Annotated in this window: 25 protein-coding genes, 27 tRNA genes, 1 rRNA gene and 1 riboswitch; of the genes, 51 read left to right on the forward strand and 2 right to left on the reverse strand. The window is 36.4% G+C overall.

What is annotated here, in order from left to right:
* Nucleotides 1-8 precede the first annotated feature (8 nt).
* The 37 genes from rrf (at nucleotide 9) to F5ESL0261_RS02585 (ending at nucleotide 14,054) form a co-directional block, all read left to right on the forward strand.
* A 5S ribosomal RNA gene (gene rrf, locus F5ESL0261_RS02405) occupies nucleotides 9-125 on the forward strand.
* Between the two features lie 4 nt (nucleotides 126-129).
* Nucleotides 130-202, forward strand: a tRNA-Val gene (locus F5ESL0261_RS02410).
* A 4-nt stretch (nucleotides 203-206) separates the two neighbouring features.
* Nucleotides 207-279: transfer RNA gene (locus F5ESL0261_RS02415), tRNA-Lys, on the forward strand.
* 12 nt (nucleotides 280-291) lie between these two features.
* A tRNA-Leu gene (locus F5ESL0261_RS02420) sits at nucleotides 292-373 on the forward strand.
* Between the two features lie 32 nt (nucleotides 374-405).
* Nucleotides 406-478 (forward strand) — tRNA-Thr (locus F5ESL0261_RS02425).
* Nucleotides 479-489: 11 nt separating this feature from the next.
* Nucleotides 490-561: transfer RNA gene (locus tag F5ESL0261_RS02430), tRNA-Gly, on the forward strand.
* Nucleotides 562-571: 10 nt separating this feature from the next.
* Nucleotides 572-657: transfer RNA gene (locus F5ESL0261_RS02435), tRNA-Leu, on the forward strand.
* Nucleotides 658-666: 9 nt separating this feature from the next.
* Nucleotides 667-740, forward strand: a tRNA-Arg gene (locus F5ESL0261_RS02440).
* A 6-nt stretch (nucleotides 741-746) separates the two neighbouring features.
* Nucleotides 747-820 (forward strand) — tRNA-Pro (locus tag F5ESL0261_RS02445).
* Between the two features lie 30 nt (nucleotides 821-850).
* Nucleotides 851-924, forward strand: a tRNA-Met gene (locus tag F5ESL0261_RS02450).
* Between the two features lie 13 nt (nucleotides 925-937).
* Nucleotides 938-1,011 (forward strand) — tRNA-Ile (locus F5ESL0261_RS02455).
* Between the two features lie 39 nt (nucleotides 1,012-1,050).
* Nucleotides 1,051-1,124: transfer RNA gene (locus tag F5ESL0261_RS02460), tRNA-Met, on the forward strand.
* 3 nt (nucleotides 1,125-1,127) lie between these two features.
* Nucleotides 1,128-1,201: transfer RNA gene (locus F5ESL0261_RS02465), tRNA-Asp, on the forward strand.
* Nucleotides 1,202-1,207: 6 nt separating this feature from the next.
* Nucleotides 1,208-1,280: transfer RNA gene (locus F5ESL0261_RS02470), tRNA-Phe, on the forward strand.
* Nucleotides 1,281-1,291: 11 nt separating this feature from the next.
* Nucleotides 1,292-1,362 (forward strand) — tRNA-Gly (locus F5ESL0261_RS02475).
* A gap of 5 nt (nucleotides 1,363-1,367) precedes the next feature.
* Nucleotides 1,368-1,441 (forward strand) — tRNA-Ile (locus tag F5ESL0261_RS02480).
* Nucleotides 1,442-1,445: 4 nt separating this feature from the next.
* Nucleotides 1,446-1,535, forward strand: a tRNA-Ser gene (locus F5ESL0261_RS02485).
* A 356-nt stretch (nucleotides 1,536-1,891) separates the two neighbouring features.
* A tRNA-Glu gene (locus F5ESL0261_RS02490) sits at nucleotides 1,892-1,963 on the forward strand.
* A gap of 26 nt (nucleotides 1,964-1,989) precedes the next feature.
* Nucleotides 1,990-2,076 (forward strand) — tRNA-Ser (locus F5ESL0261_RS02495).
* Between the two features lie 10 nt (nucleotides 2,077-2,086).
* Nucleotides 2,087-2,160, forward strand: a tRNA-Met gene (locus F5ESL0261_RS02500).
* Between the two features lie 3 nt (nucleotides 2,161-2,163).
* A tRNA-Asp gene (locus F5ESL0261_RS02505) sits at nucleotides 2,164-2,237 on the forward strand.
* A 6-nt stretch (nucleotides 2,238-2,243) separates the two neighbouring features.
* A tRNA-Phe gene (locus F5ESL0261_RS02510) sits at nucleotides 2,244-2,316 on the forward strand.
* Nucleotides 2,317-2,323: 7 nt separating this feature from the next.
* Nucleotides 2,324-2,405, forward strand: a tRNA-Tyr gene (locus F5ESL0261_RS02515).
* Nucleotides 2,406-2,409: 4 nt separating this feature from the next.
* A tRNA-Trp gene (locus F5ESL0261_RS02520) sits at nucleotides 2,410-2,480 on the forward strand.
* A gap of 12 nt (nucleotides 2,481-2,492) precedes the next feature.
* Nucleotides 2,493-2,565 (forward strand) — tRNA-His (locus tag F5ESL0261_RS02525).
* 7 nt (nucleotides 2,566-2,572) lie between these two features.
* A tRNA-Gln gene (locus F5ESL0261_RS02530) sits at nucleotides 2,573-2,644 on the forward strand.
* Between the two features lie 23 nt (nucleotides 2,645-2,667).
* Nucleotides 2,668-2,738, forward strand: a tRNA-Cys gene (locus F5ESL0261_RS02535).
* 44 nt (nucleotides 2,739-2,782) lie between these two features.
* Nucleotides 2,783-2,867 (forward strand) — tRNA-Leu (locus F5ESL0261_RS02540).
* A gap of 110 nt (nucleotides 2,868-2,977) precedes the next feature.
* A complete protein-coding gene (locus F5ESL0261_RS02545) occupies nucleotides 2,978-4,150 on the forward strand; it encodes a glycosyltransferase family 4 protein (RefSeq protein ID WP_045927669.1) in 1,173 nt (390 codons plus the stop codon).
* Nucleotides 4,143-5,186 carry a glycosyltransferase family 4 protein gene (locus tag F5ESL0261_RS02550; RefSeq protein WP_122052047.1) on the forward strand — a complete coding sequence of 348 codons (1,044 nt, stop codon included), beginning with the start codon at nucleotides 4,143-4,145 and terminating at the stop codon, nucleotides 5,184-5,186. The genes F5ESL0261_RS02545 and F5ESL0261_RS02550 overlap by 8 nt, the downstream gene beginning before the upstream one ends.
* On the forward strand, nucleotides 5,186-6,211 hold the full coding sequence (locus tag F5ESL0261_RS02555; protein WP_122052048.1) for a lysylphosphatidylglycerol synthase transmembrane domain-containing protein: 1,026 nt from the start codon (nucleotides 5,186-5,188) through the stop codon (nucleotides 6,209-6,211). The genes F5ESL0261_RS02550 and F5ESL0261_RS02555 overlap by 1 nt, the downstream gene beginning before the upstream one ends.
* A 69-nt stretch (nucleotides 6,212-6,280) precedes the next feature.
* Nucleotides 6,281-8,341, forward strand: coding sequence for an LTA synthase family protein (locus F5ESL0261_RS02560; RefSeq protein WP_122052049.1), 2,061 nt, complete (start codon nucleotides 6,281-6,283; stop codon nucleotides 8,339-8,341).
* 68 nt (nucleotides 8,342-8,409) lie between these two features.
* On the forward strand, nucleotides 8,410-8,643 hold the full coding sequence (gene secG, locus F5ESL0261_RS02565; protein WP_034977075.1) for a preprotein translocase subunit SecG: 234 nt from the start codon (nucleotides 8,410-8,412) through the stop codon (nucleotides 8,641-8,643).
* Between the two features lie 72 nt (nucleotides 8,644-8,715).
* A complete protein-coding gene (gene rnr / locus F5ESL0261_RS02570; RefSeq protein WP_122052050.1) occupies nucleotides 8,716-11,040 on the forward strand; it encodes a ribonuclease R in 2,325 nt (774 codons plus the stop codon).
* A gap of 9 nt (nucleotides 11,041-11,049) precedes the next feature.
* On the forward strand, nucleotides 11,050-11,508 hold the full coding sequence (smpB, locus tag F5ESL0261_RS02575; protein WP_045927674.1) for an SsrA-binding protein SmpB: 459 nt from the start codon (nucleotides 11,050-11,052) through the stop codon (nucleotides 11,506-11,508).
* Between the two features lie 447 nt (nucleotides 11,509-11,955).
* Entirely contained in the window at nucleotides 11,956-12,612 is a 657-nt protein-coding gene (locus F5ESL0261_RS02580) for a nitroreductase (protein ID WP_045927675.1), read from the forward strand.
* A gap of 95 nt (nucleotides 12,613-12,707) precedes the next feature.
* Nucleotides 12,708-14,054: a hemolysin family protein gene (locus F5ESL0261_RS02585; protein WP_122052051.1), complete on the forward strand. Its 1,347-nt coding sequence runs from the start codon at nucleotides 12,708-12,710 to the stop codon at nucleotides 14,052-14,054.
* A gap of 36 nt (nucleotides 14,055-14,090) precedes the next feature.
* On the opposite strand, the gene hpt is transcribed toward F5ESL0261_RS02585, so the two are convergent.
* A complete protein-coding gene (hpt, locus tag F5ESL0261_RS02590; protein WP_122052052.1) occupies nucleotides 14,091-14,660 on the reverse strand; it encodes a hypoxanthine phosphoribosyltransferase in 570 nt (189 codons plus the stop codon).
* A 241-nt stretch (nucleotides 14,661-14,901) separates the two neighbouring features.
* On the opposite strand from hpt, the gene F5ESL0261_RS02595 reads away from it, so the two are divergent.
* Nucleotides 14,902-15,984 (forward strand): M42 family metallopeptidase, encoded by a 1,083-nt coding sequence (locus F5ESL0261_RS02595; RefSeq protein ID WP_122052053.1) that lies wholly within the window; start codon nucleotides 14,902-14,904, stop codon nucleotides 15,982-15,984.
* A gap of 66 nt (nucleotides 15,985-16,050) precedes the next feature.
* A riboswitch (TPP riboswitch) is annotated at nucleotides 16,051-16,140 on the forward strand.
* Nucleotides 16,141-16,182: 42 nt separating this feature from the next.
* Complete coding sequence (locus tag F5ESL0261_RS02600; RefSeq protein WP_122052054.1) at nucleotides 16,183-16,761, forward strand: ECF transporter S component; 579 nt, start codon at nucleotides 16,183-16,185, stop codon at nucleotides 16,759-16,761.
* 92 nt (nucleotides 16,762-16,853) lie between these two features.
* Here the strand turns inward: F5ESL0261_RS02600 and udk are convergent, their stop codons facing one another.
* The gene (udk, locus tag F5ESL0261_RS02605; RefSeq protein WP_122052055.1) at nucleotides 16,854-17,495 is read right to left on the reverse strand and encodes a uridine kinase; all 642 of its coding nucleotides are present in this window, start codon (nucleotides 17,493-17,495) and stop codon (nucleotides 16,854-16,856) included.
* Nucleotides 17,496-17,783: 288 nt separating this feature from the next.
* Here udk and F5ESL0261_RS02610 point away from each other — a divergent pair, with 288 nt between their 5' ends.
* The 12 genes from F5ESL0261_RS02610 to F5ESL0261_RS02670 all read left to right on the forward strand — a co-directional run bounded on the left by F5ESL0261_RS02610 (nucleotide 17,784) and on the right by F5ESL0261_RS02670 (nucleotide 26,622).
* Nucleotides 17,784-18,500, forward strand: coding sequence for a GntR family transcriptional regulator (locus F5ESL0261_RS02610; RefSeq protein ID WP_122052056.1), 717 nt, complete (start codon nucleotides 17,784-17,786; stop codon nucleotides 18,498-18,500).
* A 2-nt stretch (nucleotides 18,501-18,502) separates the two neighbouring features.
* The gene (locus tag F5ESL0261_RS02615) at nucleotides 18,503-19,192 is read left to right on the forward strand and encodes a GntR family transcriptional regulator (RefSeq protein WP_233560887.1); all 690 of its coding nucleotides are present in this window, start codon (nucleotides 18,503-18,505) and stop codon (nucleotides 19,190-19,192) included.
* Between the two features lie 14 nt (nucleotides 19,193-19,206).
* The gene (locus F5ESL0261_RS02620) at nucleotides 19,207-19,677 is read left to right on the forward strand and encodes a PTS sugar transporter subunit IIB (RefSeq protein ID WP_122052058.1); all 471 of its coding nucleotides are present in this window, start codon (nucleotides 19,207-19,209) and stop codon (nucleotides 19,675-19,677) included.
* Between the two features lie 13 nt (nucleotides 19,678-19,690).
* A complete protein-coding gene (locus F5ESL0261_RS02625) occupies nucleotides 19,691-20,521 on the forward strand; it encodes a PTS sugar transporter subunit IIC (RefSeq protein ID WP_045927682.1) in 831 nt (276 codons plus the stop codon).
* Nucleotides 20,502-21,326 (forward strand): PTS system mannose/fructose/sorbose family transporter subunit IID, encoded by an 825-nt coding sequence (locus tag F5ESL0261_RS02630; protein WP_046331716.1) that lies wholly within the window; start codon nucleotides 20,502-20,504, stop codon nucleotides 21,324-21,326. The genes F5ESL0261_RS02625 and F5ESL0261_RS02630 overlap by 20 nt, the downstream gene beginning before the upstream one ends.
* A 15-nt stretch (nucleotides 21,327-21,341) precedes the next feature.
* The gene (locus F5ESL0261_RS02635) at nucleotides 21,342-22,409 is read left to right on the forward strand and encodes an SIS domain-containing protein (protein WP_122052059.1); all 1,068 of its coding nucleotides are present in this window, start codon (nucleotides 21,342-21,344) and stop codon (nucleotides 22,407-22,409) included.
* 27 nt (nucleotides 22,410-22,436) lie between these two features.
* Complete coding sequence (locus F5ESL0261_RS02640; RefSeq protein WP_122052060.1) at nucleotides 22,437-23,432, forward strand: SIS domain-containing protein; 996 nt, start codon at nucleotides 22,437-22,439, stop codon at nucleotides 23,430-23,432.
* Between the two features lie 15 nt (nucleotides 23,433-23,447).
* Nucleotides 23,448-23,861 carry a PTS sugar transporter subunit IIA gene (locus F5ESL0261_RS02645; RefSeq protein ID WP_122052061.1) on the forward strand — a complete coding sequence of 138 codons (414 nt, stop codon included), beginning with the start codon at nucleotides 23,448-23,450 and terminating at the stop codon, nucleotides 23,859-23,861.
* Between the two features lie 424 nt (nucleotides 23,862-24,285).
* On the forward strand, nucleotides 24,286-24,513 hold the full coding sequence (locus F5ESL0261_RS02655) for a hypothetical protein (protein WP_109585978.1): 228 nt from the start codon (nucleotides 24,286-24,288) through the stop codon (nucleotides 24,511-24,513).
* Nucleotides 24,514-24,767: 254 nt separating this feature from the next.
* Complete coding sequence (locus tag F5ESL0261_RS02660) at nucleotides 24,768-25,103, forward strand: PTS sugar transporter subunit IIB (protein WP_122052062.1); 336 nt, start codon at nucleotides 24,768-24,770, stop codon at nucleotides 25,101-25,103.
* Nucleotides 25,104-25,113: 10 nt separating this feature from the next.
* A complete protein-coding gene (locus tag F5ESL0261_RS02665) occupies nucleotides 25,114-25,488 on the forward strand; it encodes a PTS lactose/cellobiose transporter subunit IIA (protein ID WP_122052063.1) in 375 nt (124 codons plus the stop codon).
* A 192-nt stretch (nucleotides 25,489-25,680) separates the two neighbouring features.
* Entirely contained in the window at nucleotides 25,681-26,622 is a 942-nt protein-coding gene (locus tag F5ESL0261_RS02670; RefSeq protein WP_122052064.1) for an aldo/keto reductase, read from the forward strand.
* Nucleotides 26,623-26,671: the final 49 nt, after the last annotated feature.

The following is a 26,671-nucleotide window of genomic DNA, read 5'->3' on the forward strand; positions in this document are numbered from 1 at the left end:
AGAAAAAGTACGGTGGCAAGAGCAAGAAGGAAACACCTGTAACCATGCCGAACACAGCAGTTAAGCTTCTTCACGCCGAGAGTAGTTGGTGGGAGACTGCCTGCGAGGGTAGGACGCTGCCGTGCTTATGGAGGATTAGCTCAGCTGGGAGAGCATCTGCCTTACAAGCAGGAGGTCACAGGTTCGAGCCCTGTATCCTCCATCTCGAGTCGTTAGCTCAGTTGGTAGAGCATCTGACTTTTAATCAGAGGGTCGACGGTTCAAGCCCGTCACGACTCATGGCCCCATTTTGCGGGTGTGGCGGAATTGGCAGACGCGCTAGATTTAGGTTCTAGTGTTTTCGGACGTGTGGGTTCAAGTCCCACCACCCGTATTCGCCAGTAATATATACCATATTTACATTTTGCCGATTTAGCTCAGTTGGTAGAGCATCTGTCTTGTAAACAGGGGGTCGTACGTTCAAATCGTATAATCGGCATCACATATCGTGCGGAAGTAGTTCAGTGGTAGAACATCACCTTGCCATGGTGGGGGTCGCGGGTTCGAATCCCGTCTTCCGCTTTCATTACTTGCCGGGGTGGCGGAATTGGCAGACGCACGGGACTTAAAATCCCGCGGTTGGTTTCAACCGTACCGGTTCGACTCCGGTCCTCGGCATTTAGTGATGCGCCCTTAGCGCAACTGGATAGAGTGTCTGACTACGAATCAGAAGGTTGAAGGTTCAAATCCTTCAGGGCGCATAATTACGGGAAGTGGCTCAGTTTGGTAGAGCACCTGGTTTGGGACCAGGGGGTCGCAGGTTCGAATCCTGTCTTCCCGATTGTAATCTTTATAAAATGATTGCATTGTTGGCGGTGTAGCTCAGCTGGCTAGAGCGTCCGGTTCATACCCGGGAGGTCGAGGGTTCGATCCCCCCCGCCGCTATTTCCCAGAGCTTGGACCTTTAGCTCAGTTGGTTAGAGCAGACGGCTCATAACCGTCCTGTCGTAGGTTCGAGTCCTACAAGGTCCATAAAGTATGGAGTTTGTTTGTACTTTTATATTTTAAAATCGCGGGATGGAGCAGTCTGGTAGCTCGTCGGGCTCATAACCCGAAGGCCGGTGGTTCAAATCCACCTCCCGCAATATGGTCCATTGGAGCAGTGGTTTATCTCGTCTCCCTGTCACGGAGAAGATCATCAGTTCAAATCTGATATGGACCGTAGGATGGCTCGGTAGCTCAGTCGGTAGAGCAAAGGATTGAAGCTCCTTGTGTCGGCGGTTCGATTCCGTCCCGCGCCATTTATATTAGTGCGGGTATGGTTTAGTGGTAAAACGAAAGCCTTCCAAGCTTTAGTCGCGAGTCCGATTCTCGTTACCCGCTTTTTGGGGCCTATAGCTCAGCTGGTTAGAGCGCACGCCTGATAAGCGTGAGGTCGATGGTTCAAGTCCATTTAGGCCCATTGTGGAGACTTACTCAAGTGGCTGAAGAGGCGCCCTTGCTAAGGGTGTAGATCGGGTTATTCTGGTGCGAGAGTTCGAATCTCTCAGTCTCCGCTGATATAATTAAGAAGACCGTAGATTTTGTTCTAACGGTCTTTTTAATTACTAGATATGGGCTTTAATCAGTTGTTAAATCTTTAAAGGAGTTGTAATTCAGCCTTTTTTGACAATATGTTATAACAATATTGGTATTGCCATAAGTAAAAATTTTAATTGGCGATCCTACGAAAAAAAGTTTAACTTTTTACACAAAACTCTTGCATGATGAATCATAATCCTGTATTATTAATAACGTTGTGATTCAGCAACTTAAAAGGATTTATCGAATCAACTAAATAAAAAATGGTTGACTTTTGGCAATAAGTTCGGTATTATAATTAAGCGTCTTATGGCGTAAGAACGATAAATATGACCCGTTGGTCAAGTGGTTAAGACATCGCCCTTTCACGGCGGTAACATGGGTTCAAATCCCGTACGGGTCATTACCATTCTTGGTATATTTACATTTGGAGGATTACCCAAGTGGCTTAAGGGGACGGTTTTGAAAACCGTTAGACGGTCTTGCCGTGCGTGGGTTCAAATCCCACATCCTCCTTTAATAAAATCGCGGGATGGAGCAGTCTGGTAGCTCGTCGGGCTCATAACCCGAAGGCCGGTGGTTCAAATCCACCTCCCGCAATATGGTCCATTGGAGCAGTGGTTTATCTCGTCTCCCTGTCACGGAGAAGATCATCAGTTCAAATCTGATATGGACCGTAGGATGGCTCGGTAGCTCAGTCGGTAGAGCAAAGGATTGAAGCTCCTTGTGTCGGCGGTTCGATTCCGTCCCGCGCCATCAGCCTGGAGGAGTAGCGAAGTGGCTAAACGCGGCGGTCTGTAAAACCGCTCTCTCTGAGTTCGGCGGTTCGAATCCACCCTCCTCCATAATAGGGATATCGTATAAAGGTAGTACATCGGTCTCCAAAACCGCTAGTGTGGGTTCAATTCCTACTATCCCTGTTTACATTCATGGCGGAATTGGTGAAGGGGTTAACACACCGGTTTGTGGATCCGGCATACATGGGTTCGAATCCCATATTCCGCCCTAGCATTGGGATATAGCCAAGCGGTAAGGCACTAGACTTTGACTCTATTATGCGCTGGTTCGAATCCAGCTATCCCAATCTATTTATTAATAAAATTCGATGGCGGTGTAGCCAAGTGGTAAGGCAGAGGTCTGCAAAACCTTAATCGTCGGTTCAAATCCGATCCCCGCCTTTATCGGTTCACTCATTGAACTGTTAATTAAAACATATTATTATGGCGGTGTGGCGGAATTGGCAGACGCGCCAGACTCAAAATCTGGTGTCCGTTTAGGACGTATCGGTTCGACCCCGATCACCGCTATTTACTGAGCAGCTCTCGTGTGAGAGCTGCTTTTGTATTGTTAATTTTTTCTATAAAAATTGCACAAGTTATGTGTAATCTTTATAATACCTTTTATGGAGGTATTTAAGATGAATATAGGTATCTTTACCGATTCATATTTTCCACAATTAAGTGGTGTTGCAACATCAATTAAAACCTTAAAGGATGCTCTTGAGGAGCAGGGTCATAATGTTTTTATTTTTACTACTACCGATCCTCATATAAAAAAAGGGACAGTTGAGGCTAACATATTCCGTTTCAGCAGCGTTCCCTTTATTTCGTTTACTGATAGACGTGTTGCGTTTAGAGGTTTTTTTGAAGCTACAAAAGTTGCTCGTGAAGTTAAATTGGATATTGTTCATACCCAAACCGAATTTGCTTTGGGTATGATAGGGAAGTACGTTGCCCACCAATTGAAAATTCCGGCAATTCATACTTACCATACTATGTATGAAGATTACCTACACTACGTTTTAAATGGACATTTGCTTAGACCATATCATGTTAAGCAATTTACTAATGCCTACTTAAAAAATATGGATGGCGTTATAGCTCCCAGTAAGCGTGTAGAAGCACTTTTAAAGCGTTATAGAGTAAACATACCTATGAGAGTTATTCCAACTGGAGTGGACATAAATAGCTTAAATAAGCTTGAGACAGTTGACGTTCGCAAAGAGTTAGATATACCAGACGATGTACCAGTATTGTTAACTTTGAGCAGAGTTGCGGAAGAAAAGAAAATTGACCGCATTCTGAATGCAATGCCAGAAATTATTGATGAGTTTCCAAAAACACGTCTAGTAATTGCTGGCGATGGACCAGATATGGAAGTTTTGCAAGAACAGGTTGAAAGATTAACATTGGAAGATAGTGTAATATTTACTGGGGATATACCTCATGATGATGTTGGTTCATACTATAAAATGGCTGATTTGTTTGTTTCGGCCAGTGATACGGAAACTCAAGGTCTGACATATATTGAAGCCCTGGCTTCAGGCACAAGATGCGTCGTTTATGATACAGACTATACTGAGCATGTTTTTGATGATGAAGAATTTGGCAAAGTCTTTAATGGTCCTGGCGAAATGTTAAATGAAATATTATTCTACTTAAGAAAAGGAAGAAAACAAATCCCACATGATAAATTAGCTGCAAAAATGGATCAAATCTCTGCTCAAAAATTTGCCAGTTCAGTTTATCAATTTTATCAAGACACAATTTCAAATTATCAAAAGGATCTCAAAGAGGAGACAAATGATTAGAATTAATATGTTTTCACAAGCTGCCTCAGTAAAAGGACAGGGAGTCGGTTCTGCTTATACGGAGCTGATAAGATTACTTAGAACACACTTGGTTGATAAGTTTTATGTCACTAACAACAAGTATGGCAAAAGTGATCTGACACATTATCATACGGTAAATCCAACTTATTTTGCTAACAGCTTTTCACCAGCACGTGGACGCAAAATTGGTTATGTTCACTTTTTGCCGGAAACGCTTGAAGGATCAGTTAAATTGCCATCATTGGCAAAAAATATTTTTTATAAGTATGTAATTGATTTTTATAAACGGATGGATGAGATCGTAGTTGTTAATCCGATTTTTATTGATAAGTTAGTTAAATATGGTATTAAGCGTGAAAATGTGAAGTATATTCCCAACTTTGTATCGAAGAATGAGTTTTATTCAGAAAGTCAGGAAAAAAAGAATTCATTTAGGCATCAATTAGGTATACCACTTAATAAATTTGTGGTTTTCGGTGATGGTCAAGTACAAGCTCGTAAAGGTGTTGATGACTTTGCCAAATTGGCCGAAGCAAATCCTGAGATGCAATTTATTTGGGCCGGAGGCTTTTCTTTTGGCAAAATAACTGATGGTTATGATCATTTTAAAAAATTGGTCGAAAATCCGCCACATAATCTTAAATTTACGGGAATCATTGATCGACAGAAATTAGTTGACTACCTCAATATTGCAGATCTTTTTGTTTTGCCGTCTTATGATGAGCTGTTTCCTATGTCTGTTTTAGAGGCCTTTAGCTGTGGTACGCCAGTTTTGTTGCGCGATCTCGATTTATATCAGGCAATAATTAGTGGTTACTACCTGAAGGGCAGCAATTTTACTGAAATGAATCAGCAATTACAAGCAACTGCTCACGATACTGCAATTTTAAATAAATATAGCAAGTTATCCGATGAAGCCAGTGAAAAATATTCTGAAGATAATTTAGCCCACATATGGGATGATTTTTATCACAAACAGTATGAAATTGGTCGTGAGCTGGGACAAATTCGCTAATGAATAAAAAACACTTGTGGGGCGTTGCCATAGTTATTGTAATAAGTGGCATAGTCTTATATGTTGACTTAAGATCAACTCCAATTGCGCAATTGGAGCAAGCAGCTCGCAATATTAATTTGATTGGATTAGTTGCTGTTTTTAGTTTGATGCTTCTTTCTTATGTTTTTGAAGCTAGCATTTTGGCAGTTCTTACCAAACGCAAAAATGAACCTAAACGTTCAAAATGGTCTTTTTTTAGAATTCCCTTGATTCAAGCGCTTTTCAATGCCATCACTCCTATGTCAACTGGTGGACAGCCTTCGCAATTGGCTGCTATGGTTCAAATGGGAATAGAAGGCGGTCGGGCAACATCCTTACTACTAATGAAGTTTATTATTTATCAAATTGTAGTTTTTTTAGCTTACGTCACTACAATTATTACTGGCTTTCATATGGTTGCAACCAAGTTTGCGGGTTTAGCTATTTTCATTGCAATCGGCTTTTTAATTCATGTTAGTTCTATTGCTTTTTTGCTGGCAATTTTGTTTGCCTATAATTGGACTAAAAATGCTGCCAATTGGATAATGAACTTACTGGCGAAATTTATTAATCAAGAGCGGGTCGCTATATGGCGCAAAAACACGCTTGACAAAATTGAAACATTTTATGAAGAAAGCCAAAAGCTAAAAAGAGAAAAAAAGAAATTGCTAGTGTGTGTAGTACTCACTGTATTACAACTGTTATGTTTTTATTCAATCCCCTATATGACGCTGGTAGCATTAAATGTTTCTGCTGATTGGACAAGCGTAACTCAAATGAACATTATGATTATCATGTTCATGGCAATCATACCAATTCCTGGAGCTTCAGGTGGGGCAGAATATAGCTTTCAAACTTTATTTTCCACCTTTATTTCTTCTAATGGTACCTTAATCGTAGGGATGTTCTTGTGGCGTTTTGTCACGTATTTTTTCGGCATGATTTTAGGAATCTTTGGTTGGATTTTTAAACCGCAAAAATTGCTAAGCCCACAAAATGATTAATTTTTATTAAAATACCTGCGCATAATTGCACTTAAGGGTAAGATATAGGCTTAGTGAGAGGAGAATAGGATGACACGTATTAAGTCTTTTCTACAATGGCTAACCCAAACCAAACTAGGCTTTTTTACTATTGTTTTAGTGACTTTCTGGTTGAAAACATACGTAATTTATCTAACAAAATTTAATCTAGGTGCTGAAGGTGCAATGCAGAATTTTCTGTTATTTTTAAATCCTTTGCCTTCAGGACTACTTTTGCTGGGAATTGGTCTTTTCTTTAAGGGCAGAAAGTCCTATTGGATTGTGATTGCAATTGATTTTGTGCTCAGTTTGTGGTTATTTGCCAATATCCTTTATTATCGCGAGTTTTCAAATTTTTTATCTTTGTCTATAATTAAAACTTCCGGCTCAACTGCTGATAATTTAGGCAAAAGTATTGTAGGAATAACTCGAGTTACGGATTTTTTAGCCTTTATTGACATTGTTCTTGTCATTCTTTTAATGGTTGCCAAAGTCGTTAAATATGATTTACGTCCATTAAAGTTAAGATTTAATCTTTTGCTTGAAGGTATTGCAGTTCTTCTCATTGGCGTTAATTTGTTGATGGCTCAAAAAGACCGCTCAGGTCTGTTAACTAGAACTTTTGACAACAGTTATATTGTAAAATATTTGGGTATGAATGAATATGCGGTATATGATGCTTTTAAAACAGCTCAAACAAGCGAACAAATGGCAAAGGCTAACGTATCTGACTTGCAATCTGTTAAAAAGTACTTAAAGGTTAACTACGTTAAACCGAATAGCACATATACAGGTGTTGCAAAAGGCAAAAATGTGTTGGTTATACATCTTGAGAGCTTTCAGCAGTTTCTAATAGGGTATAAATGGCACGGCAAGGAAGTCACTCCTAATCTAAATAAGCTTTATCATTCTAAAAACACTCTTAGTTTTGCCAATTTTTATAATCAAGTAGGTCAAGGCAAAACTTCGGATGCCGAAATGATGCTGGAAAATTCTCTTTTTGGTTTACAATCAGGTTCAGCAATGTCTAGTTATGGCACTTCAAATACGTTTGAAAGCGCTCCTGCAATATTAAAACAACAGGGTGGATATACTACTGCCGTTATGCACGGTGGAGCCGGGTCTTTTTGGAATCGTAATAATGCCTACAAGCAATTTGGCTATGAGTACTTTATGCCGCTTTCTTATTATCAAAATAAACCTAAGTATTACATAGGTTATGGCTTAAAAGACAAAATTTTTTTCTCGCAATCAATTAAGTATATTGAACGCTTGCCGCAACCTTTTTATCTTAAATTAATTACTGTAACTAATCATTATCCCTATGATTTGGATAAGAAAAATCAATCAATTGACAAAACTGACACTGGTGATGAAACGGTCGATGGTTATGTCCAAACGGCTCATTATTTAGATCAAGCCGTAGGGCAATTAATGCGGTGGATGAAAAAAACTGGTTTAGATAAAAATACATTACTCGTTTTTTATGGTGATCATTATGGTATTTCTGGCAACCACCATAAGGCAAGTGCAGAACTTCTTAATCAGGATGAATTTACTAATTTTGATAACCTGAAATTCCAACGGGTTCCGCTAATGTTTCATATGAAGGGGTTAAAAGGCGGCATAAAAAAAACTTATGGTGGCGAAATTGACGTGTTGCCAACATTGTTAAATTTGCTTGGAATTAGGAACAAGGGCACTATACAGTTTGGTCATGATTTATTAAGTAAAAAGGCACCACAAATTGTTGCCCAGCGTAATGGTGACTTTATAACACCGTTATATGCTAAAGTAGGCAGTACATATTATGATACTAAAACTGGTGAGGAAATAATTCAGCCGGACAAAAAATTAAAAACTGAGTTGGTAGCAATTTCAAACAAGGTAACAACACAGCTTTCATTGTCTGATCGTGTTATAGCAGGTAACCTTTTACGTTTTTATCATCCAAAATGGTTTAAAAAGGTTAAACCGCAAGATTATGATTATAATGAACAAAAAGCATTAAAGAATTTGTATGCAAAGAATAAAACTTCTTTATGGTATAAAAATCACCAAAAAACAACGCAAAATAAATTTAAAACCGATGCACCTGAACTCGAAAAATAATACTCGAAATTAAATCTATTTTGTGCTAAAATTTACCAGTAACGTATCTGTATATTGGAGGCAGCGCATTGTACAATTTATTTATGACGCTACTAATTATTGTTTCAATCTTAATCGTTATTGCGACAATGATGCAGCCGCAAAAGCAGCAAGATGCATTGAATGCACTCTCTGGCGGTGCAGTTTTTAGTGGTCAAACGAAGAAACGTGGTTTTGAAGCATTTATGGAAAAAGTAACATCCGTTTTACTGGTGCTCTTTTTCGCTTTTGCTATTGTATTAGCTTATTTGTCTTCAAAATAACTAATGGTTCCTCCCGATCAAGTGATGGGAGGACTTTTTTTATCTTTTTACTAACGAAATGGAGTTAAGTGCATGGCACAAAACGAGAATATCTTAGCCAATGTTTTAGAGATTTTTCGTCACAATCCTAAAAAACAATATCAAGTTGAACAAATTGACCGTATGTTGCGCCGAGACAGACTTGGCAGTTTTTCAGATATGGTCAAAGCATTATCCTATTTGGAACAGGAAAAGAAAATAATCACCGATGGCAATGGCCGATACCAATTAGCTGAAGAAAATACCGAAGTTGAAGGCACTTTTAAGGCAAACAGCAAGGGTTTTGGTTTCGTCAAACTCGAAGACGAAGATGCTGATGATATTTTTATTGCTCGTGATTATACAGCATATGCCGTAGACGGTGATCGTGTTAAAGTCAAAATAACTGCTGGTGGTAATCCTTGGAATGGCAAAGGGCCCGAAGGACAAGTAGAAGAAATTCTCGAACGTGGTACAAAAACACTTGTCGGTGAATTTCATTCAATGACTGATGCTCAAATAAAAACCAGTCATTTTATTGGTTATGTTCTCAGCTCCAATAAAAAACTGGCGAACTATTGCGTTTATATTAGTCAGGACAGTTTGCGTCCGCAAAGACAAGATATTGTCAAAGTATCGCTTGCTAACTATCCTGACAAAGATAATCCAGATTCGATGACTGGTGTTGTTACCAATATTATTGGTAACAAAAATTTACCAGGCGTCGATATTATGGCCATTGTTTCTGAGCATGATGTTCGTACAGAATGGTCTGAAGATGCTCTTAAGCAGTCTAATGCCATTCCTGATCACGTGACTGAGGCAGAAATGGCGGATAGAGAGGACATTAGGGACCAGCCCGCAGTTACCATTGATGGGGATGATTCTAAAGACTTCGATGATGCCGTGGTTTTATGGAAACTTCCTAACGGTAACTATCATTTAGGGGTTCATATTGCTGATGTAGCGCATTATGTGACGGAAAATTCTCCTTTGGACAAAGAAGCTTTTACCAGGGGTAATAGTACATATCTTGTTGACCGTGTTATTCCAATGTTGCCGTTTAGATTATCTAATGGCATCTGTTCTTTAAATGAGGGGCAAGATCGTCTTGTTTTGTCTTGCGAAATGGAAATTTCTCCGGAAGGAAAAAGAGTTAATTATCGTATTCATCCCTCTGTTATGCGATCACACGGCAGAATGACTTATAACAATGTCAACAAGGTTCTGGATCCAGAAAATCATGAAGACCTTGAGGACAAATACGTTAAGTTGGCACCCATGTTGCAAGATATGGCCGAACTGCATAATGTGTTATACCAGCAAAGGCATCAGCGTGGTGCAATAGATTTTGAGGAACCTGAAGCAAAAATTATTGTTGATGATCAAGGTAAACCCACAGATATCGTGTTACACGATCGTGGTATAGCTGAAAAAATGATCGAATCATTCATGCTTATAGCAAATGAAACTGTTGCCGAAGACTTTTATCGCAAACACGTTCCATTTCTGTATCGTGTACATGAAACTCCAGATGGTGAGCGTATTAAAGGCTTCTTTGAATTTTGTAGTGCTTTTGGATTGCATATTACTGCTGATCCCAATCACGTTAAACCAATTGACTTGCAAAAAGTCGTGGCTAAAACAACTGATACACCTGAAGAAGCAGTAGTTCAAATGATGATGCTTCGTAGCTTAAAGCAGGCACATTATTCAGAAGAACCACTAGGGCATTTTGGTCTTGCTGCTAAATACTACACTCATTTTACTTCACCAATTAGACGGTATTCCGATTTAATGGTGCATAGAATGATTCATGCATATAGTGAAAATGGTATTAACCAAAAAGTACAGGATCATTTTGCCAGCTATCTACCTGAAGTTGCAGATCAAACTTCAACACAGGAACGTGTATCTGTTGATACTGAAAGAGAAGTAAACGACTTAAAGATGACAGAATATATGGCGGATAAAGTTGGAGAACACTTTGATGCTGTTGTTTCTTCTGTGACTAGTTTTGGCATGTTTATCCAGTTGCCCAATACAGTTGAAGGGTTAATTCATATTTCAAATTTGACGGATGATTTCTACAGTTATAATGAAAAAAGCATGACACTGACTGGACGCGGTACTCATAAACAATATCATGTCGGGATGCCCCTTAAAGTAACCCTTACTAATGCCAACGTTGAACAACATCAGCTTGATTTTGAAATCTATGATCCTAATGCTCCTAAGAAGTCTCATAACAATCGCGGTGCTAAAAACGAAAGACATGGTAATCGGGGCTTTCGCAACGATCACGCACATAAGGGTCACTATCGTAACAATTTTCAAAAAAATGGTAATCATCCACATTTAAGTAGATACAAACATTAGGTTAGAAAATTGAAAAAAGAAAAAAATGAAAATTTAATTGCTCAAAATAAAAAAGCACATCATGATTATTTCATTAAAGAAACATATGAAGCAGGTATTGCTTTAACAGGTACCGAGATTAAATCAGTGAGAGCACGACGTATTAATTTACGTGATGGCTATGTACAAATTATTAACGGTTCTGCTTTTCTAGAAAATGTCCACATCAGTGAATATAAGCAAGGCAATCGGTATAACCATGAACCACTTCGCTCAAGGAGGTTGCTTTTACATAAAAAGGAACTGGCACGACTTGCTAAGGACCAGTCTGCACGCGGGATTGCAATTATACCTTTGAAAGTTTATCTAAAACATGGTTTTGCCAAAGTCCTCATTGGTGTCGGTCAAGGAAAGAAAAAATATGACAAGCGTGAGGCAATTAAGAAACGGGATCAAGAACGAGAAATACGCAGACAATATAAAATATAAATGGACGGTTTAATTTGTTTTATAGTTAAACTGTTTTTTAATTTTATATTTGTTTAAAGCTTAACAAATTGCAAATAACTATTGTAAAAATCTCTGTATATAAATTACTAAACTTGATTTAACAGTAAAAGCAAAAAAAATAATTTTGTGAATTATACACAAAGTTTTAAATAAATTAATCTTTTTTTATAAATTTTTTTGTTATCTTTGCCAAATACCTTTGCAATATTGCGTAGAATTTATTAATATTATTAATGTGTATATGACTGATTTTATTAGATAGTAATGCTTAAATTTGTAACTTTAATAGAAGTGTAAACAAGTGAGTATTGAAAGAATAGAATATTTTTGATTATTTCTGCCTGTATTTGAAATTCTAGAGAAATTTGTTTTTAAAAAGTAGGGTGTTTCATTAAGCTCTCTTTATATGTAAGGATTTGAATCGGAATGGAATTTAATAAAGTTTATAACCATGAACGAGTAACTCGCAAGTTTACTAGTAGAAAAGTTAACGAAAAATTACTTGCTAAGATTATTCAAAGGGCACAGTTATCCCCATCATTACTTAACTCACAGCCTTGGAAGGTTTATATGTTAACTGGTGATGCGCTTGCTGGTCTAAAAAAAGAAGTGAAAACTCAAATAGATAATAATGTTGAGCCTCACGAAGATTTTGTCAAAATGTTGTCACTTAATTGGGATTCATATCCTAGTCAAAATATGGCTGCTGTTGGGGCTTCCCAACCGTATTTTTTTAAGAACAAAATGGAACTTTTCTCGGAATCAAACAATGAAATGTTCAACGCCCAGGATATCGCGTTCTTGACGATTCCCAGAACCTCTCCAGCTTGGTCAGTTTACGACTTAGGGATTTTTTCACAAAGTATTATGCTGCTTGCGCTCAATGAGGGATTATCAATTATGCCAGCGCACTCAATGGTATCTTATCCTGAGCTGGTACGTAAGTATTGTAAAATCCCAGAAGATGAACTTGTGGGTATGGCAATTGGGTTAGGATACCAGGATAATGCGGCAGAAGTTAATGATCCCAAATTTTATCCTGATCGTTTACCGTTTAAAAAAATATATAAATTAGTTAAATAGATAAGTAATTTAATTAAAATAAAGCGCTATTAATGATAGAATGTTTAATGAGGAAATTTAATTTAAACGATAAACTAATAAAGGTGATATAAATTTTGAGTACGGCCCAAATAGTTACTAATTTAATAGCAACTTTAGTTATTTTTGTTTTTGCAGCTTTCTTTGTGGCTGCAGAATTTGCTTTGGTTCAAACTAGGCCCAGCCAGCTTGAAGATATGCTGTCCAATAAAATTGGCAACCATCGCAAAGTTAAGCGCGCTCTGCATATGACTCATAATTTAAATGAGTACCTCTCCACGACACAGGTCGGGACTACTTTAGTTGGAGTAGTCTTGGGCTGGTTTTCAGCTGATACTTTAGCTGCAATATTTGAAAGAATGTTTAATTTAGTTGATCTTAACCATTCTTTCATTCGCTCTATCAGCGCAATATTAGGCGTTATTCTTTTAACTTATTTGGAAGTTGTGGTTACAGAAATTGTGCCCAAAAATATTGCAATTGACATGCCCGTAAAGATTTTGCTAAAAATTGTGACACCTTTGCAGTTATTTCATACTTTGGTTTACCCTTTCGTTTGGTTACTTAATGCTAGTTCAAATGGTTTACTGAAAATGTTAGGTTTTGAGCCAGCTGATGAGGAAAATCAGGTTTATTCTCAATCAGAAATCATTAAATTATCACGTAAAGCTGTTCATGGGGGTTCACTTGATAAAAACGATCTGACCTATATGAAACGTGCTTTTGAACTGAATGACAAAATAGCTAAAGACATTATGACTGATAGAACACGGCTAGTAGTTATTAATTCAACTGAAACAATTAAGCAAGCTCTTAAAATGTATTTAGATGAAGGTTCAAGCCGAATTCCAGTTGTGCGCGATAACAATAAAGATGATGTTGTTGGCTATATCTATGCTTTTGATGTTATTCAGCAGAGTCAGATTGACGAAAATGTGCCAGTTACGCGTATTATTCGAACGATGATTACTGTACCTGAATCGATGCCAATTCAAGATATTCTCCAATTAATGATTAAAAAGCATACCCCAATTGTCCTTGTTGTGGATGAATATGGTGGTACCAGCGGAATAGTTACAGATAAGGATATTTACGAAGAATTATTTGGTACTGTCAAAGATGAAATTGATGATGTTTCTGATGATTATATAATTAGAGACGAGCAAGGTAATATTCATGTATCCGGCAAAACCACTTTATATGATTTTGCCCGCTACTTTAAAAAGGATTTAAAAAGCTTCCAAGACAGTGACATTATTACAATTGGTGGCTACATGATGGAACATTATCCAGATTTGAAAAAAGGTGAAAAAGTTGAGTTAGAAGGATTTGAATTCAAACTTGACGATATAGAGCAGGGATTTATGCGCTGGTTTATTGTTAAAGCTGTCGACCATGAAAAAGAATCACCTAAAGCAGAGTAGACAGTTAAAAGGAGTTGTCAGTTAGACAACTCCTTTTTATTTATTATTAACTAATTTAATAATTTCAGGTTTTAATACACCAATATATCTTAAATTACGGTAAAAATTCATAAAATCAAGTCCGTAGCCAACTACAAACTCATTTCCGACTTTTGAACCATAATACTCAATATCAACATCTACTTTGCGATTTGCCTCTTTGTTAAGTAAAACGCAGCATTTAACGCTTTTAGCACCACGTTTTTTAAGCAATTCTTTCATAAAATCCAGAGTCAATCCAGTATCAACGATATCTTCAACAATTAACACATCACGATCTTTAACATCTGTGGCTAAATCAGAAACAAGCTTAACTTTGCCGGAAGACTCCATTTCGTTACCATAACTGGAAACGTCCAGGAAATCAATTTCTGCTTTAACATCCATTTCTCTTACTAAATCGGTTAAAAAGAAGATGGCACCTTTAAGAGCCCCTACAATTAAAGGCTTTTTACCAGCATAATCTGTAGTAAGCTGCTTTCCTAACTTGACACACATCTGATGAATGTCATCTTCACTAAACAATTTATGATCAATAATATTATTAATATTGTCGTTTTTTGGCATTTATCTACCCTTCATTTAAAACAAATAAAATTTCTAATATTTTCGATTATATCATTTTTTGGCTAGAAAAACAGATTATTTTGAAGCAATTTAAGTATTTAGGGACTAAATTACGTACAAAAAGCATATATATTAGTAAAAGCAGTAGGATTATTTATCATCTTATTTATTTTTTAAAAGCCTGTAACTCAAGTTTTTGGTAGAATTAATAGATAAGATATTTTAAGTGGAAGGTAAAAAGATGGATAAACAACAAGAAATTAAAATGCTCAAAGCTTTTTCCGATGCTAATTCTACTTCAGGTTTTGAAGAAGAATTTGTTAAATTGTTTACTGAAACTGTGCATGACTTTGCTAATGTCAAAGTTGATGGCATGCTCAACGTTTATGCAGCTAAGAAAGAAAATGAAAAAGATCAACCGGTAATTCAATTAGATGCTCATTCCGACTCTGTTGGTTTTATTACGCAGGCTGTTCGGCCTAATGGAATGATTAAATTTGTACCATTGGGTGGCTGGGTCAAATACAATATTCCTGCTTTACGCGTCAAAATAAAAAATCGTGCAGGTGAGTATGTGCCCGGAGTAGTTGCAACCAAACCCCCGCACTTTATGACTGCAGCCGAAAAAAATAATGTACCGGACGTAGCCGATATGTCAATTGACGTTGGTTCCAGTTCTCGAGCTGAAACTATAAATGATTATCAAATTGATACTGGTTGTCCAATTTTTGTTGATGTCAAATGTGAATACAATGAAAAAAGCGGTCTATTCTTCGGTAAGGACTTTGATGACCGTTTTGGCGCAGCTGCTATGGCAGATGTTCTTGACAATTTAAAGGGCGAACAATGCGATTTTAACGTTGTTGCTGCACTTTCAAGCCAGGAAGAAGTGGGTTTGCGAGGTGCATATGTCACAGCTAGAGCTGTAAAGCCGGATTTAGCTATAGTCTTGGAATCTTGTCCAGCGGATGATACTTTTACCCCAGAGTGGTTATCGCAGACAGGGTTAAAACGAGGACCAATGCTGCGTGACATGGATACATCCTTTTTACCTAATCCTAAATTTCAGCAATATGCCTGTGATTTAGCAGATAAAAATCATATTCCGTATACTCGGTCGGTTCGTACCGGTGGCGGACAGGATGGAGCTGCAATTTATTATGAAAACGGAGCACCAACTATTGTAATTGGCATTCCAGTGCGCTATGAACATTCGCCATATTGTTTTAGTGCTTATTCCGATTTTAAAGCTTCCGTAGATCTGACGCTAGCTATTATTCGTGATCTTACAAAAGAGAAATTAGCAAGTTTTAGTCAGTTTTAAAAATACTTGTTCTTTTGAATAGAGCAGAAAAACTAGTTAAAATGTGATATACTAGTAAAAATGAATATCAGTCACTAGGGGTGCCAAATAGCTGAGAAATACCCTCTGAACCTGAACGGGACAATACCTGCGTTAGGGAAGTGTTAAATTTAGTTACTAAAGATGCTCCTAATGACTTATAAAGTTAGGAGTATTTTTATGTTTACAAGGTCTTCAAAATGGAATGTGAAGTCAATTATTTTAATTGCACTGATTGGTATCATTATGGGTGTTATTTATACCTATGGTTTTAACTGGGCTTTTAATTTAGTTAAGATGCTTTTGGTACCCACAGGTTTTGCGCCAGTAACAGACACTGTTTTTTCTGGTTTATGGCTTATGGCGGGACCACTGGCAATGTATTTTGTTCCTACGCCTGGTTCTGGGACAATAGGTGAACTGCTGGCATCAATTGTTGAAATGGCTATTGGTGGGCAGTGGGGAGCCACTACTATTCTTTCAGGTGTCATTCAGGGTGCGACTAATGAAATTGGCTTTTTTCCTAAAAAAGAGCGTTACCAAAAGTTTACCTGGAAAAGCGTATTAACCGGTGCATTCTTTGCATCATTTGGCTGTTTTATTCCATCATATATTTTATATGGTTGGAGTAAATTCAGTATGCAGGTTCAAATAGTGATGTTCATTACTAACATCATTTCTGCGTTAGTTTTTGATGGCGTTTTAGTTAAACTGATCACAAATTTGTTCGATAATGCGTTAAAACCTAAAGTTGATTAAATACGCAAAAAGGAGTAATGCCAGTAATGCATTTTGTACTTGAGCCCCAAAAGTTGGACAACTTTTGGGGCTCAAGTACGTTTACTCCTTTTTTATTGCTCTTTTTTACTTAAAATAGAATGAACTTTAGTAGTCAGCATATCAATTGCCACATCATTTTTGCCACCTTCCGGAACAATAATGTCAGCATAACGCTTAGTAGGTTCTATAAATTGATGATACATTGGCTTAACCGTGCTCAGATACTGATCAATGACAGAGTCAATTGAGCGCCCTCGTTCACTTAAATCTCGCTCTAAACGTCTAATAAAGCGAATATCATCGTCCGTATCAACATATACTTTAATGTCCATTAAATCACGGATTTCTTTATTAGCTAAAACTAAAATTCCCTCGAGAATAATGATATCAGCAGGTTCTTTATGAATGGTTTTTTTGCTGCGAGTATGCTCCTTGAAATCATAAACAGGCATCTCAATAGCTTTGTATGCTAACAAATCGCGCAGTTGCTTTTCTAATAAGGGTACATCAAAGGCATCGGGATGATCATAATTGATCTTCATTCGTGTATCCATAGGGATGCCAGTATTATCTTTATAATAAGAATCCTGTGTCATAATCAGGACATGTTCATCTTCCTGCATTTGAGCAACTATTTTTTGTGCAATGGTAGTTTTTCCACTACCTGAACCACCAGTAATACCAATCACGACAGGCTTTTCAAGTCTCGACATTGTGCCACTCCCTTTTAATCCTTAAATATTTTACTTTACTTTGCCTTTAATTACCAACGGTTAGGGTATATTTCACTTTAAAAATGCTCTGAAAAAGTTGGAAACTAAAACTAAACAAAAAAATATTGACAAGAGCTGTGGAAGCGATTACTATAAATCTGGTATCAAATATTTAAAAGATATATTTTTAAAGCAAAAATTTTAGGTATTAAATGTCTTAAACAAAAGGTGATTTGCAAAAAAAGAAGCAATTAAATAAAATAATGATACCAGAATGAAGAAGACATCATGGAATTCAAAGAAAGAACTGCTGCGGTTCAAGTTCAAGAGTATTTAGAATTTTTAATTCACTTTAAAAAAGTGAAAGAATTACCCTCACAACGCGAAATTTCGGAGAAATTGCAAGTTAGTCGCAATGCAGTGAAACATGCATTGGATGGGCTCAAAAATGAGGGACAAGTACTGGTAAAAGAACGGACTGGAATAATTTCTAACAATAAAATTGACATTAATATGCTGGGAATGGAGTCAATGACTACTGAATTTAAAAATAAGACAGTTAGCATCAAGCATCTGGCAACAACTATCGAAACAATGCCCAAGAGGTTAGATCATTTTTTTAATTCAAAAGGGTCAGTTATCAAAATTGAGCGGGTTCGGTTTGTTAAAGATATCGCCCTAACATACGAAATAACGTATTTTAGTCAGAAGAATTTTAGCAAAATGGCAAAGATTGATTTTACTAATAAATCACTTTATGAGGTTCTGGAGAAGGAGTATCATGTGAGGCCAAATTATGGTAAAGAAAGTATCTCTTGTTTTTTGGCCGATAAGAAAATAAGCAGTCTGTTGAAAGTCAAACAAGGTACTCCTCTTTATCAAGTAAACAGTTTCAATTATCAAGACGATGACTTACCAATTGAGAGTACAATTCAATATTTAGTAGGAAATAAATTTAAATATCATTTTAATGCTAATAATATTTATGATTATCAAGAGGAATAGTTTTGCTTTTTAAAGAAGTATATGCCGATTTGGATAAAAGAATTATTAATGGTGGGTATCCACCAGGTAGCACTTTACCCAATGAGGTTGAATTACAAAAAAGATATGATGTCAGTAGAACAACAATTAGAAAGGCTGTTAATCAATTAGTAGCTGAAAATAAGGTTGTCCGTAAAAAAGGAAGTGGTTTATTTGTTGCTCCAATAATTTCTAAACAAAATATTTTGGAAATGACTGGTATTATCAAGCCTTTATACTTGGAGTCAGCAGACAAAATAAAATTTAAAGAAACTTATTTAAGACTGGTTGGTTCATATTATGCTGCAGTTTTTAATGTGAGCTCACAGGAGTTATTATATGATATTTCCTTTACAGCTGAAATTAAGAATGAAATTACCTGTGAGCATTTACTTCTGCTCCTCGATAACTTTCCGGGTTTTGATCCTAATTGTCTAAAAGTAATGTCAATAATTGAAGCAGTCAATACTGGTATTCATAAACCGGATGATGTATATCAAGACTTTCAATTAATTAAAGCAACCGAAGAAATTAGTAAACAATTTCATATTCAGGAAAAAGATCCAGTATTTAAAATTATGAACCTATTCTCAACTAGAGAAGGCAAAATTGTAGCCGTGGAGTACAGACTGCAAGATGCTTTAAAAACAAGGTACTCAATAGATTTTAGTTAATGGAGGAATGAAAAGTGATTAAACTAGTGCGAGTTGACCATCGGTTGGTGCATGGACAAGTAGCTGTTTCCTGGTTTAATAGTTTAGACGTTAATACGATATTTGTAGTAAATGATGATGTTGCCCATGATGATTTTCGTAAATCGGCCATCAGATTGGCAAAACCGGAAAAGTCTAAACTGGTAATGAAGTCTGTAGCAGACAGTATTAAAGCAATTAATTCTGGGGTAACGGATAAATATAAAATGTTAATCGTAGTGGAATCGGTTGCTGATGCTGTTGAACTTATTAAGGGAACTGGTGACAAAATAACCGGCCTTAATCTTGGTGGCACTAAGCCCAGAGAAGGAACAGAAAACTACTCTAAAACAATTAATTTAACTGCAGAAGAAGCCAGTGAATTAGCTCAATTGCAACAAAAGGGAGTGGATGTCTGGATTCAGCAGGTGCCAAATGATGAAAGACAAGAATTTCGTAAAAAATGATTGGAGGTAAATAATGAATGTATATTTAACCGCAATTATTTTGGCTTTAATTGCGATGATGGGTAATGGCGAATATTTTGTAGGTTCATCAATGCTGTCAAGGCCACTTGTAACCTGTACGTTAACTGGCTTGGTGTTGGGTAACCTGCATCAGGGCATTATTATGGGGGCAACTTTAGAGTTAGCCTTTGTTGGTTCATTTTCTATTGGTGCGGCAATTCCCCCAGAAATAATTTCCGGTAGTGTTTTGGGAACTGCTTTCGCCATCGGAGCGGGCAAGAGTACTGCGGTTGCTTTAACCTTGGGGATTCCAATTGCATCCCTGGTTTTAGTAATCAAAAATTTGTGCTTTATTTTCATATTACCGTTCTTCGTTCACCGCGCTGATAAATATGCTGAAGAAGCTGATGGTAGTGGTGTAAGTCGGATGAACGTACTGGGCGGCTTTTTCTCAGTTAACCTGCCAATAGGTTTAGTAGTTGGTATTTCCTATGTCCTAGGCAGCCCGGTAATTAAAGCAATTTTAGCAGTCATTCCCCAATTTATTATTAATGGCTTGGGAATTGCCACAGGGCTTCTGCCAGCATATGGTTTTGCTCTGCTGCTTAAGATGATGGTCAACAAGAATAATGTCACTTTCTTTATTATTGGTTTTGCCCTGGCAGTCTATCTCAAAGTATCAGTAACTGGGGTAGCTATTTTCGGCGCATGTTTGGCCCTTATTTTAACCGGCTATTCCGCTTTTAAAGGTCAACCGTTAGTAAATACTGCTGCTAATTCTAATAACACAAGTGAAAAAGATGCAGATGATGGAGGCATAGATTATGAAGATGAAGAATTCTAAGTTACTCACCAGAAAAGATTTAATGAAAACATTCTGGCGGTCGTTTACGATGGAATGGGCTTGGAATTATGAACGCCAAATGAACCTTGGCTATGCCTACTCTATGGTTCCGGCTTTACGAAAGATCTATGGTAAAAACAAGGAAAAATTAAAGGACGCTTATAAGCGGCACCTTGAGTTTTATAATGTTACGCCATGGCTAAGTACTTTTCCTTTAGGTATTTCAATCGCAATGGAAGAGCAAAACGAACTTGATCCAGATTTTGATGCTGCCTCAATCAATAACATTAAAGTTGCTTTAATGGGACCTTTGAGTGGTATTGGTGATTCATTCTTTTGGGGTACGTTAAGGGTTATTGCAACAGGAATTGGTACTTCTCTGGCAATGCAAGGTAATATTTTAGGACCAATTTTGTTCTTGTTGATCTTTAATATTCCGGCCATTATCACTAGATACTACGGTTTGTTTATTGGCTACAATATCGGTTCCTCCTTTATCGATAAAGTGCAAAAGACAGGTTTAATGGATAAGTTAACCTATGGCGCTTCAGTTTTAGGACTTGCTGTTGTCGGGGCTATGGTTGCGACCATGGTAACGTTAAAAATGCCTTTGAAGATTGGCAGTGGTGCTGAAGCAACCACCGTCCAAAAAATTTGTGATGGCATTGTTCCTGGTATTTTGCCACTATTGTTTACATTCTTTATTTTCTGGCTTGATAAAAAAGGTTGGAAATCACAATATATTTTGTTGCTAATAGCAGCAATCGGAATATTTGGTGCCTGGTCAGGACTGTTGGGTCAATAATTTAAGGAGACTCTTGTGAAAAGTATAGAAGATTATGTCCACTTAGAACCAAAATATTATGAAGCAGTTTTGCAAAATTATGAGGACTTGTTTGCTAAGCAGATAGGTCAAATAAATAATAATATTACTAATGTTGTTATTTATGCAACTGGTTCCAGTTCTAATGCCGCATATGGTGCATTGCCATTTATGAGCAATATTTTAAAAATGTCGGTAAAAATTGAAGAACCGTCTTTAGCTGAAAATTACTTGCTTCATGTTAGTCAAAATTCTTTTTGTATTGCGATATCTCAAGGAGGTCACAGCTATTCTGTAGTAAAAATTATTCAGCGATTACAAGATGCCGGTAATACAGTCTTTGCTTTAACTAGTGAGCTTGATAGTCCAGTTGGCCAGGTTTGTCATCACGTTTTAGATATGGGAATGCCTATTGAAGAAATGCCTTATGTCAGTGCTGGCTACAGCGTAGAAATTTTAGATTTAATGTTGCTAGCAATGTTAATTGCACAAAAAACAGGCAAACTTTCGTCTGTAGAATTTACAAAACTTTTGGCTGAAATAAAAAGTATAGTCCTTAAAATGCCTGAAGTAATTAATAGTGCAAGCAACTGGGTTGAAAATAACATTAGTAATTTTGCCACTGCGAAAAGATTAGTTTTTATTGGCTACGGTGCAACTTATGGTGTTAGCCGTGAAGGTGAAACTAAAACAACTGAAGCGGTCAGAATTAATTCGTGGGGAAAAGAACTGGAAGAATACATGCACGGTCCTTATCTGGGATTGAACGCGGATGACTTTATCATTTGTTTAGACCCGATGGGAAAGCTTCACGATAGAATGGATCTTTTAAAGCGGTTCTTAAATAAGCATGTTAAAAATGTATATACAATTTATCCTGGTAAAGATCAAAGTGAAGCGGCTAACGACCTCAGTCTAGGTATCACAACAAACGAGCTTTTAACTTCTTTATTTATGACTGTACCGATTCACTTGCTGGCCTATAAGTTATCACAAGTGAAGAAGATAGATTTGCAACATTCTGCATACCCAGATTTTGATCAGATAACAGCTTCAAAAATATAGAATAATTTTAAAAAAAGAGGAAGAAAAATGCGTAAGTTTAATAAACAAAAATTAATTGATAGTATGACTGGTGCTCTTAAACTACGGAGCCAAATTAACGATGTGATTGATCCACTATTTAAAAAAGGCATAACCAATATTTGCTGGTTAGGAATCGGTGGTACCTATGCTTCGGGGATGCAGGCTAATATCCACATGAAGGAAAAAAGCGGTTTAGAAACTTTTTATCAAAATGCTGCTGAATATAATGTAACTGGAAATAAACGTATTACCGATAAGACGTTAGTGGTGATTTCCTCAGTTACTGGAAATACTAAAGAAATGGTTGATGCAGTAAAAAAATTAAACCAAGTTGGTGCAATAATTTTAGGTTTTATGGATGACCCGCACGCTAAATTAGCTTCAATGCTAACTTATTGTATTTCTTATCCTGAAAATGAGCAGTTAAAATTCTTTATGGTCGGAGACCGCTTAATGTATTTGAATGGCGAATTTCCAGATTATGATGAATTTTATCAAGAAATGGATCAACATTTTGCAAAAGACATTGCTGACATTGAAGAAAATGCAGATAAATTTGCTCAAGAGTTTGCTGAAAAGCATCATGACGATGAAATTCACTATTTTGTTGGTGCCGGCAACCAATGGGGTGCAACTTACTCATATGCAATGTGCTATTGGGAAGAACAACACTGGATTAGGACTCGCGCAGTGGAAGCTGCAGAATTTTTCCATGGAATGTTTGAAATTGTTGATCGTGATACTCCAGTTACCGTCTATGTCGGTGAAGACAGTCAACGGCCATTAAGTGAACGTGTTGCCAAATTTTTACCTGAAATCTGCGGTAATTATACAATTATAGACTCTAAAGATTATGATCTGCCGGGTTTTTCTGAAAAATATCGTGGCACCTTGTCGCCGTTTGTCTTCCATGCTATTAATAACAGAATTGATGTTCATATTGAGCATATTAACCGTCACCCGATGGATATACGCCGTTATTACCGCTGCTTAGATTATTAGTTTTAGTGTGATTATATGGTTGGAGTAATTATTTGTACACATGGTAATTCAGCACCTGAATTATTAAAGTCAGCAGAAATGATTTGTGGTAAACAAGAAAACTGTCATACCGTGAGTTTCACAGAAGGCGAATCTTTAGAACAATTAAAGGCAGAAATAAGTGGGAAAATTAGCGATCTTAAAGGAACAGTTTTTTGTTTAACAGATCTAAAGGGAGGAACTCCTTTTAATACGCTGGTCAGCTTGCTTAAGAGTAATCCTGAAATAGAAATTATTACAGGTGTTAATATTCCAATGCTGCTGGAACTATTCATCAATCGCAGTCAGTTAGAAACGCACAAGCTGCTTTCTGCTACTTTAGAGGCAGGTAAAACTGGAGTTTATCACTACCAAGATATTGATCCTGGAACAGCAGATGAAGAATTCTAAATAAAAGAGTATAGCAGAGATGCTATACTTTTTTTATTAAAAGACTTATAATAGGAAAAACCAAAATGAAAGGGCTTTTTTAATATCGAAGAAGGCGGTTGAAATGAGAAGCTTTTTCAATGGTATAGTATTTCAGAAAATAATAGGCATAGTTTTAATTGTATTGGCTGTCTTTGAAATAATTAGCAGTTACAAATATGCTAAGAAAATTTTGCAGAATGGTACAAATAACGGGTTCTCGCTTTTTGCAATTATTTTTGCTTTTATTTTTGGGATAATACTATTAGTTGGCGGATTTATTTGTGTGTTTTATCATTTTTAAATTTAAAGTTAAAAAAATATGATAAAATTTCCCCACCTTAATTTAAAAAGGTGGTAAAATTAATTTATAATATAGTAAGTTAATTTAAAAGAGGGTGTTAAAATGACAAACTTTTTAACAAGTGCAGCTTTTTTAATGATCGTTGCTGTGATTATGATGGCCTTAGGGTCTTATCAAATAGTTAATAGTGTCGTTTATATCCGTGGAATTTTGCATAAAGGTACCAATAATGGATTTATGCCACTTGCAATGTGGACATCTTTAATTATTGGTTTGGCTTTGCTAATTATTGGTATTGCTGGAATTGTTATGACTTTTAGAGGATTTTAATTGATTTTTTAAAAGACCATAGGCAATTATTATGTAAATTTTTAAAAGATACATTTAGACTATATTATATTAATATTCGTGGTAAGCAAAGTAGTGCATAACCACGAATATTTATTTTTAATTAGAAAAAATTAGATGTAATTATAAATTTCGAATAATGTAAAAATTAATGGATATATTAGTAAGCGCTATTTTAAACGTGCTATAATAGAGGATATTAATATTAGGATACATTTTAGGAGGAAAGTATTATTATGGCAGAACAAACTATTATGCTTAACTGCAGTGCTGGAATGAGTACATCTTTGTTAGTTACTAAGATGCAGCAAGCTGCGAAGGATCAGGGTATTGACGCACATATTTTTGCGTGTCCAGCTTCAGAAGCCTCACAACACATTGAACAAGATCATCCCGACTGTGTGTTGCTTGGACCTCAAATTCGTTATATGGAAGATGACTTTAAGAATAAAGTCAAAGGTCAAGGAAAAGAAGGTAAGGACATTCCTCTGGGAGTTATTGATATGCGTGCTTATGGCATGATGGATGGTAAAAAGGTTTTACAACAAGCAGAAGACTTAATTAACGGATAAGGGGATTACGATGTCTGAAAAGGAAACACCTGAACAAAAAGAACAAGAAACTTTAGAAGCAGCCATGGGACTTATTGCCAATGGTGGTAACGCTAAAAGCCTTGCATTTGAAGCTATTCGTCTTGCGAAAAAGGGTGACATTGCAGGTGCACGTGCTAAATTGAAAGAATCGGATCAATCTTTGAACGAAGCACATAATTCTCAAACAGGGATGTTAACAAAAGAAGCTCAAGGAGATCATACAAAGGTTACCCTTCTGGTAGTCCATTCACAAGATCATTTGATGAATGCAATAACCTTTAGGGATTTGGCTGGAGAAATGGTAGATCTCTATGAAAAACTTTTTAAAGCAGATGCATTAAAGAAAGAAAATGAAAATAAGTAATTAAAAACTAATGACTGTGGTATCTCAATCAGTTTAATATTGGTGATTTTTTATAAATTCCATAGCTAAAAACATTGAATTGTCTTAATTGATTTAGCTTTAATGAAATATGGCCTGCTTTTTTCTTATATGTATAAATTACAAAGCTATTGCCTTGAGCCTCTCAAGTCATTTATTTAGGAGAGAATCAACATGAAACAAATAAAAATTGGTAAAAGTGACGTTTATACTACTCCGTTAGGTTTAGGAACTAACAAAGTTGGTGGACATAACTTATTTCAGAATTTAGATGAACAAGATGGCTATGATCTTTTAAGAGAAGCTTTAAAACAAGGAATTAATTTTTTTGATACTGCTTATGTATATGGTCTTGGAAGATCTGAAGAAATTATTGGTGATGTAGTGCATGACTATGATCGTTCAAAAGTAATAATTGCTACTAAGGCTGCCCAAGATAAGTCTCATGATATGGCTATCAATAATAGTCCTGAATTTATCAAGAGTGCAGTCGATGAAGTCTTATTAAGATTGAAAACAGATTATATTGATATTTTTTATATTCATTTTCCGGACAAGGATACGCCAAAAGATCAGGTAATTGAAACTTTAGACGAAATACGAAAAGCAGGCAAAATAAGAGCAATCGGCGTTTCCAATTTTTCTTTAGCTCAGATTAAAGAAGCAAATAAAAATGGCAAAGTTGATATTGTTGAAGACCAGTTCAGCCTAGTTCACCAAGCTCCAGTTAAAGAGGAATTAAAGTATTTACAAGAAAATAATATTTCCTTTGTACCTTTCTTCCCATTAGCATCAGGACTTTTAACAGGAAAATACTATCTAAAAGACTGGGAAAAGTTTAAAAATAGTGATGGTGGACAATTATTGGGAGATTTCAGTGAAGAGCAGTATGAAGATGCTATGAAAGGGATTGATGGAATACGAAAAATTGCTGCTAATCATCAAGCGACAGTTACACAAACCGTATTAGCATGGTATATGGCGAATCCTGCAATTAGCGTTGTTATTCCTGGTGCGCGTAACGCTGATCAAGTTAAAAGTAACGCGGCCGCTATGAAAGTTGATTTAACTTCAGACGAATATCAAAAAATAGATCAATTATTTAGTAACTTTTAAAAAATAGTAACGAAGTTAATTTAACAGTATAGTTATGCTTTTATTACTA

The organism is Lactobacillus sp. ESL0261 (assembly GCF_003693025.1).
GTDB lineage: Bacteria > Bacillota > Bacilli > Lactobacillales > Lactobacillaceae > Lactobacillus > Lactobacillus kullabergensis.

What these genes read in the sequence shown, in the direction of transcription:
- F5ESL0261_RS02595 (WP_122052053.1), top strand. Translation starts at nt 14,902, where the DNA reads ATGGATAAACAACAAGAAATTAAAATGCTCAAAGCTTTTTCCGATGCT.
- F5ESL0261_RS02640 (WP_122052060.1), top strand. Translation starts at nt 22,437, where the DNA reads ATGCGTAAGTTTAATAAACAAAAATTAATTGATAGTATGACTGGTGCT.
- F5ESL0261_RS02560 (WP_122052049.1), top strand. Translation starts at nt 6,281, where the DNA reads ATGACACGTATTAAGTCTTTTCTACAATGGCTAACCCAAACCAAACTA.
- F5ESL0261_RS02610 (WP_122052056.1), top strand. Translation starts at nt 17,784, where the DNA reads ATGGAATTCAAAGAAAGAACTGCTGCGGTTCAAGTTCAAGAGTATTTA.
- F5ESL0261_RS02600 (WP_122052054.1), top strand. Translation starts at nt 16,183, where the DNA reads ATGTTTACAAGGTCTTCAAAATGGAATGTGAAGTCAATTATTTTAATT.
- F5ESL0261_RS02580 (WP_045927675.1), top strand. Translation starts at nt 11,956, where the DNA reads ATGGAATTTAATAAAGTTTATAACCATGAACGAGTAACTCGCAAGTTT.
- F5ESL0261_RS02555 (WP_122052048.1), top strand. Translation starts at nt 5,186, where the DNA reads ATGAATAAAAAACACTTGTGGGGCGTTGCCATAGTTATTGTAATAAGT.
- F5ESL0261_RS02670 (WP_122052064.1), top strand. Translation starts at nt 25,681, where the DNA reads ATGAAACAAATAAAAATTGGTAAAAGTGACGTTTATACTACTCCGTTA.
- F5ESL0261_RS02665 (WP_122052063.1), top strand. Translation starts at nt 25,114, where the DNA reads ATGTCTGAAAAGGAAACACCTGAACAAAAAGAACAAGAAACTTTAGAA.
- F5ESL0261_RS02630 (WP_046331716.1), top strand. Translation starts at nt 20,502, where the DNA reads ATGAAGATGAAGAATTCTAAGTTACTCACCAGAAAAGATTTAATGAAA.
- hpt (WP_122052052.1), bottom strand. Translation starts at nt 14,660, where the DNA reads ATGCCAAAAAACGACAATATTAATAATATTATTGATCATAAATTGTTT.
- udk (WP_122052055.1), bottom strand. Translation starts at nt 17,495, where the DNA reads ATGTCGAGACTTGAAAAGCCTGTCGTGATTGGTATTACTGGTGGTTCA.
- F5ESL0261_RS02660 (WP_122052062.1), top strand. Translation starts at nt 24,768, where the DNA reads ATGGCAGAACAAACTATTATGCTTAACTGCAGTGCTGGAATGAGTACA.
- F5ESL0261_RS02645 (WP_122052061.1), top strand. Translation starts at nt 23,448, where the DNA reads ATGGTTGGAGTAATTATTTGTACACATGGTAATTCAGCACCTGAATTA.
- rnr (WP_122052050.1), top strand. Translation starts at nt 8,716, where the DNA reads ATGGCACAAAACGAGAATATCTTAGCCAATGTTTTAGAGATTTTTCGT.
- F5ESL0261_RS02625 (WP_045927682.1), top strand. Translation starts at nt 19,691, where the DNA reads ATGAATGTATATTTAACCGCAATTATTTTGGCTTTAATTGCGATGATG.
- F5ESL0261_RS02655 (WP_109585978.1), top strand. Translation starts at nt 24,286, where the DNA reads ATGACAAACTTTTTAACAAGTGCAGCTTTTTTAATGATCGTTGCTGTG.
- F5ESL0261_RS02550 (WP_122052047.1), top strand. Translation starts at nt 4,143, where the DNA reads ATGATTAGAATTAATATGTTTTCACAAGCTGCCTCAGTAAAAGGACAG.
- F5ESL0261_RS02545 (WP_045927669.1), top strand. Translation starts at nt 2,978, where the DNA reads ATGAATATAGGTATCTTTACCGATTCATATTTTCCACAATTAAGTGGT.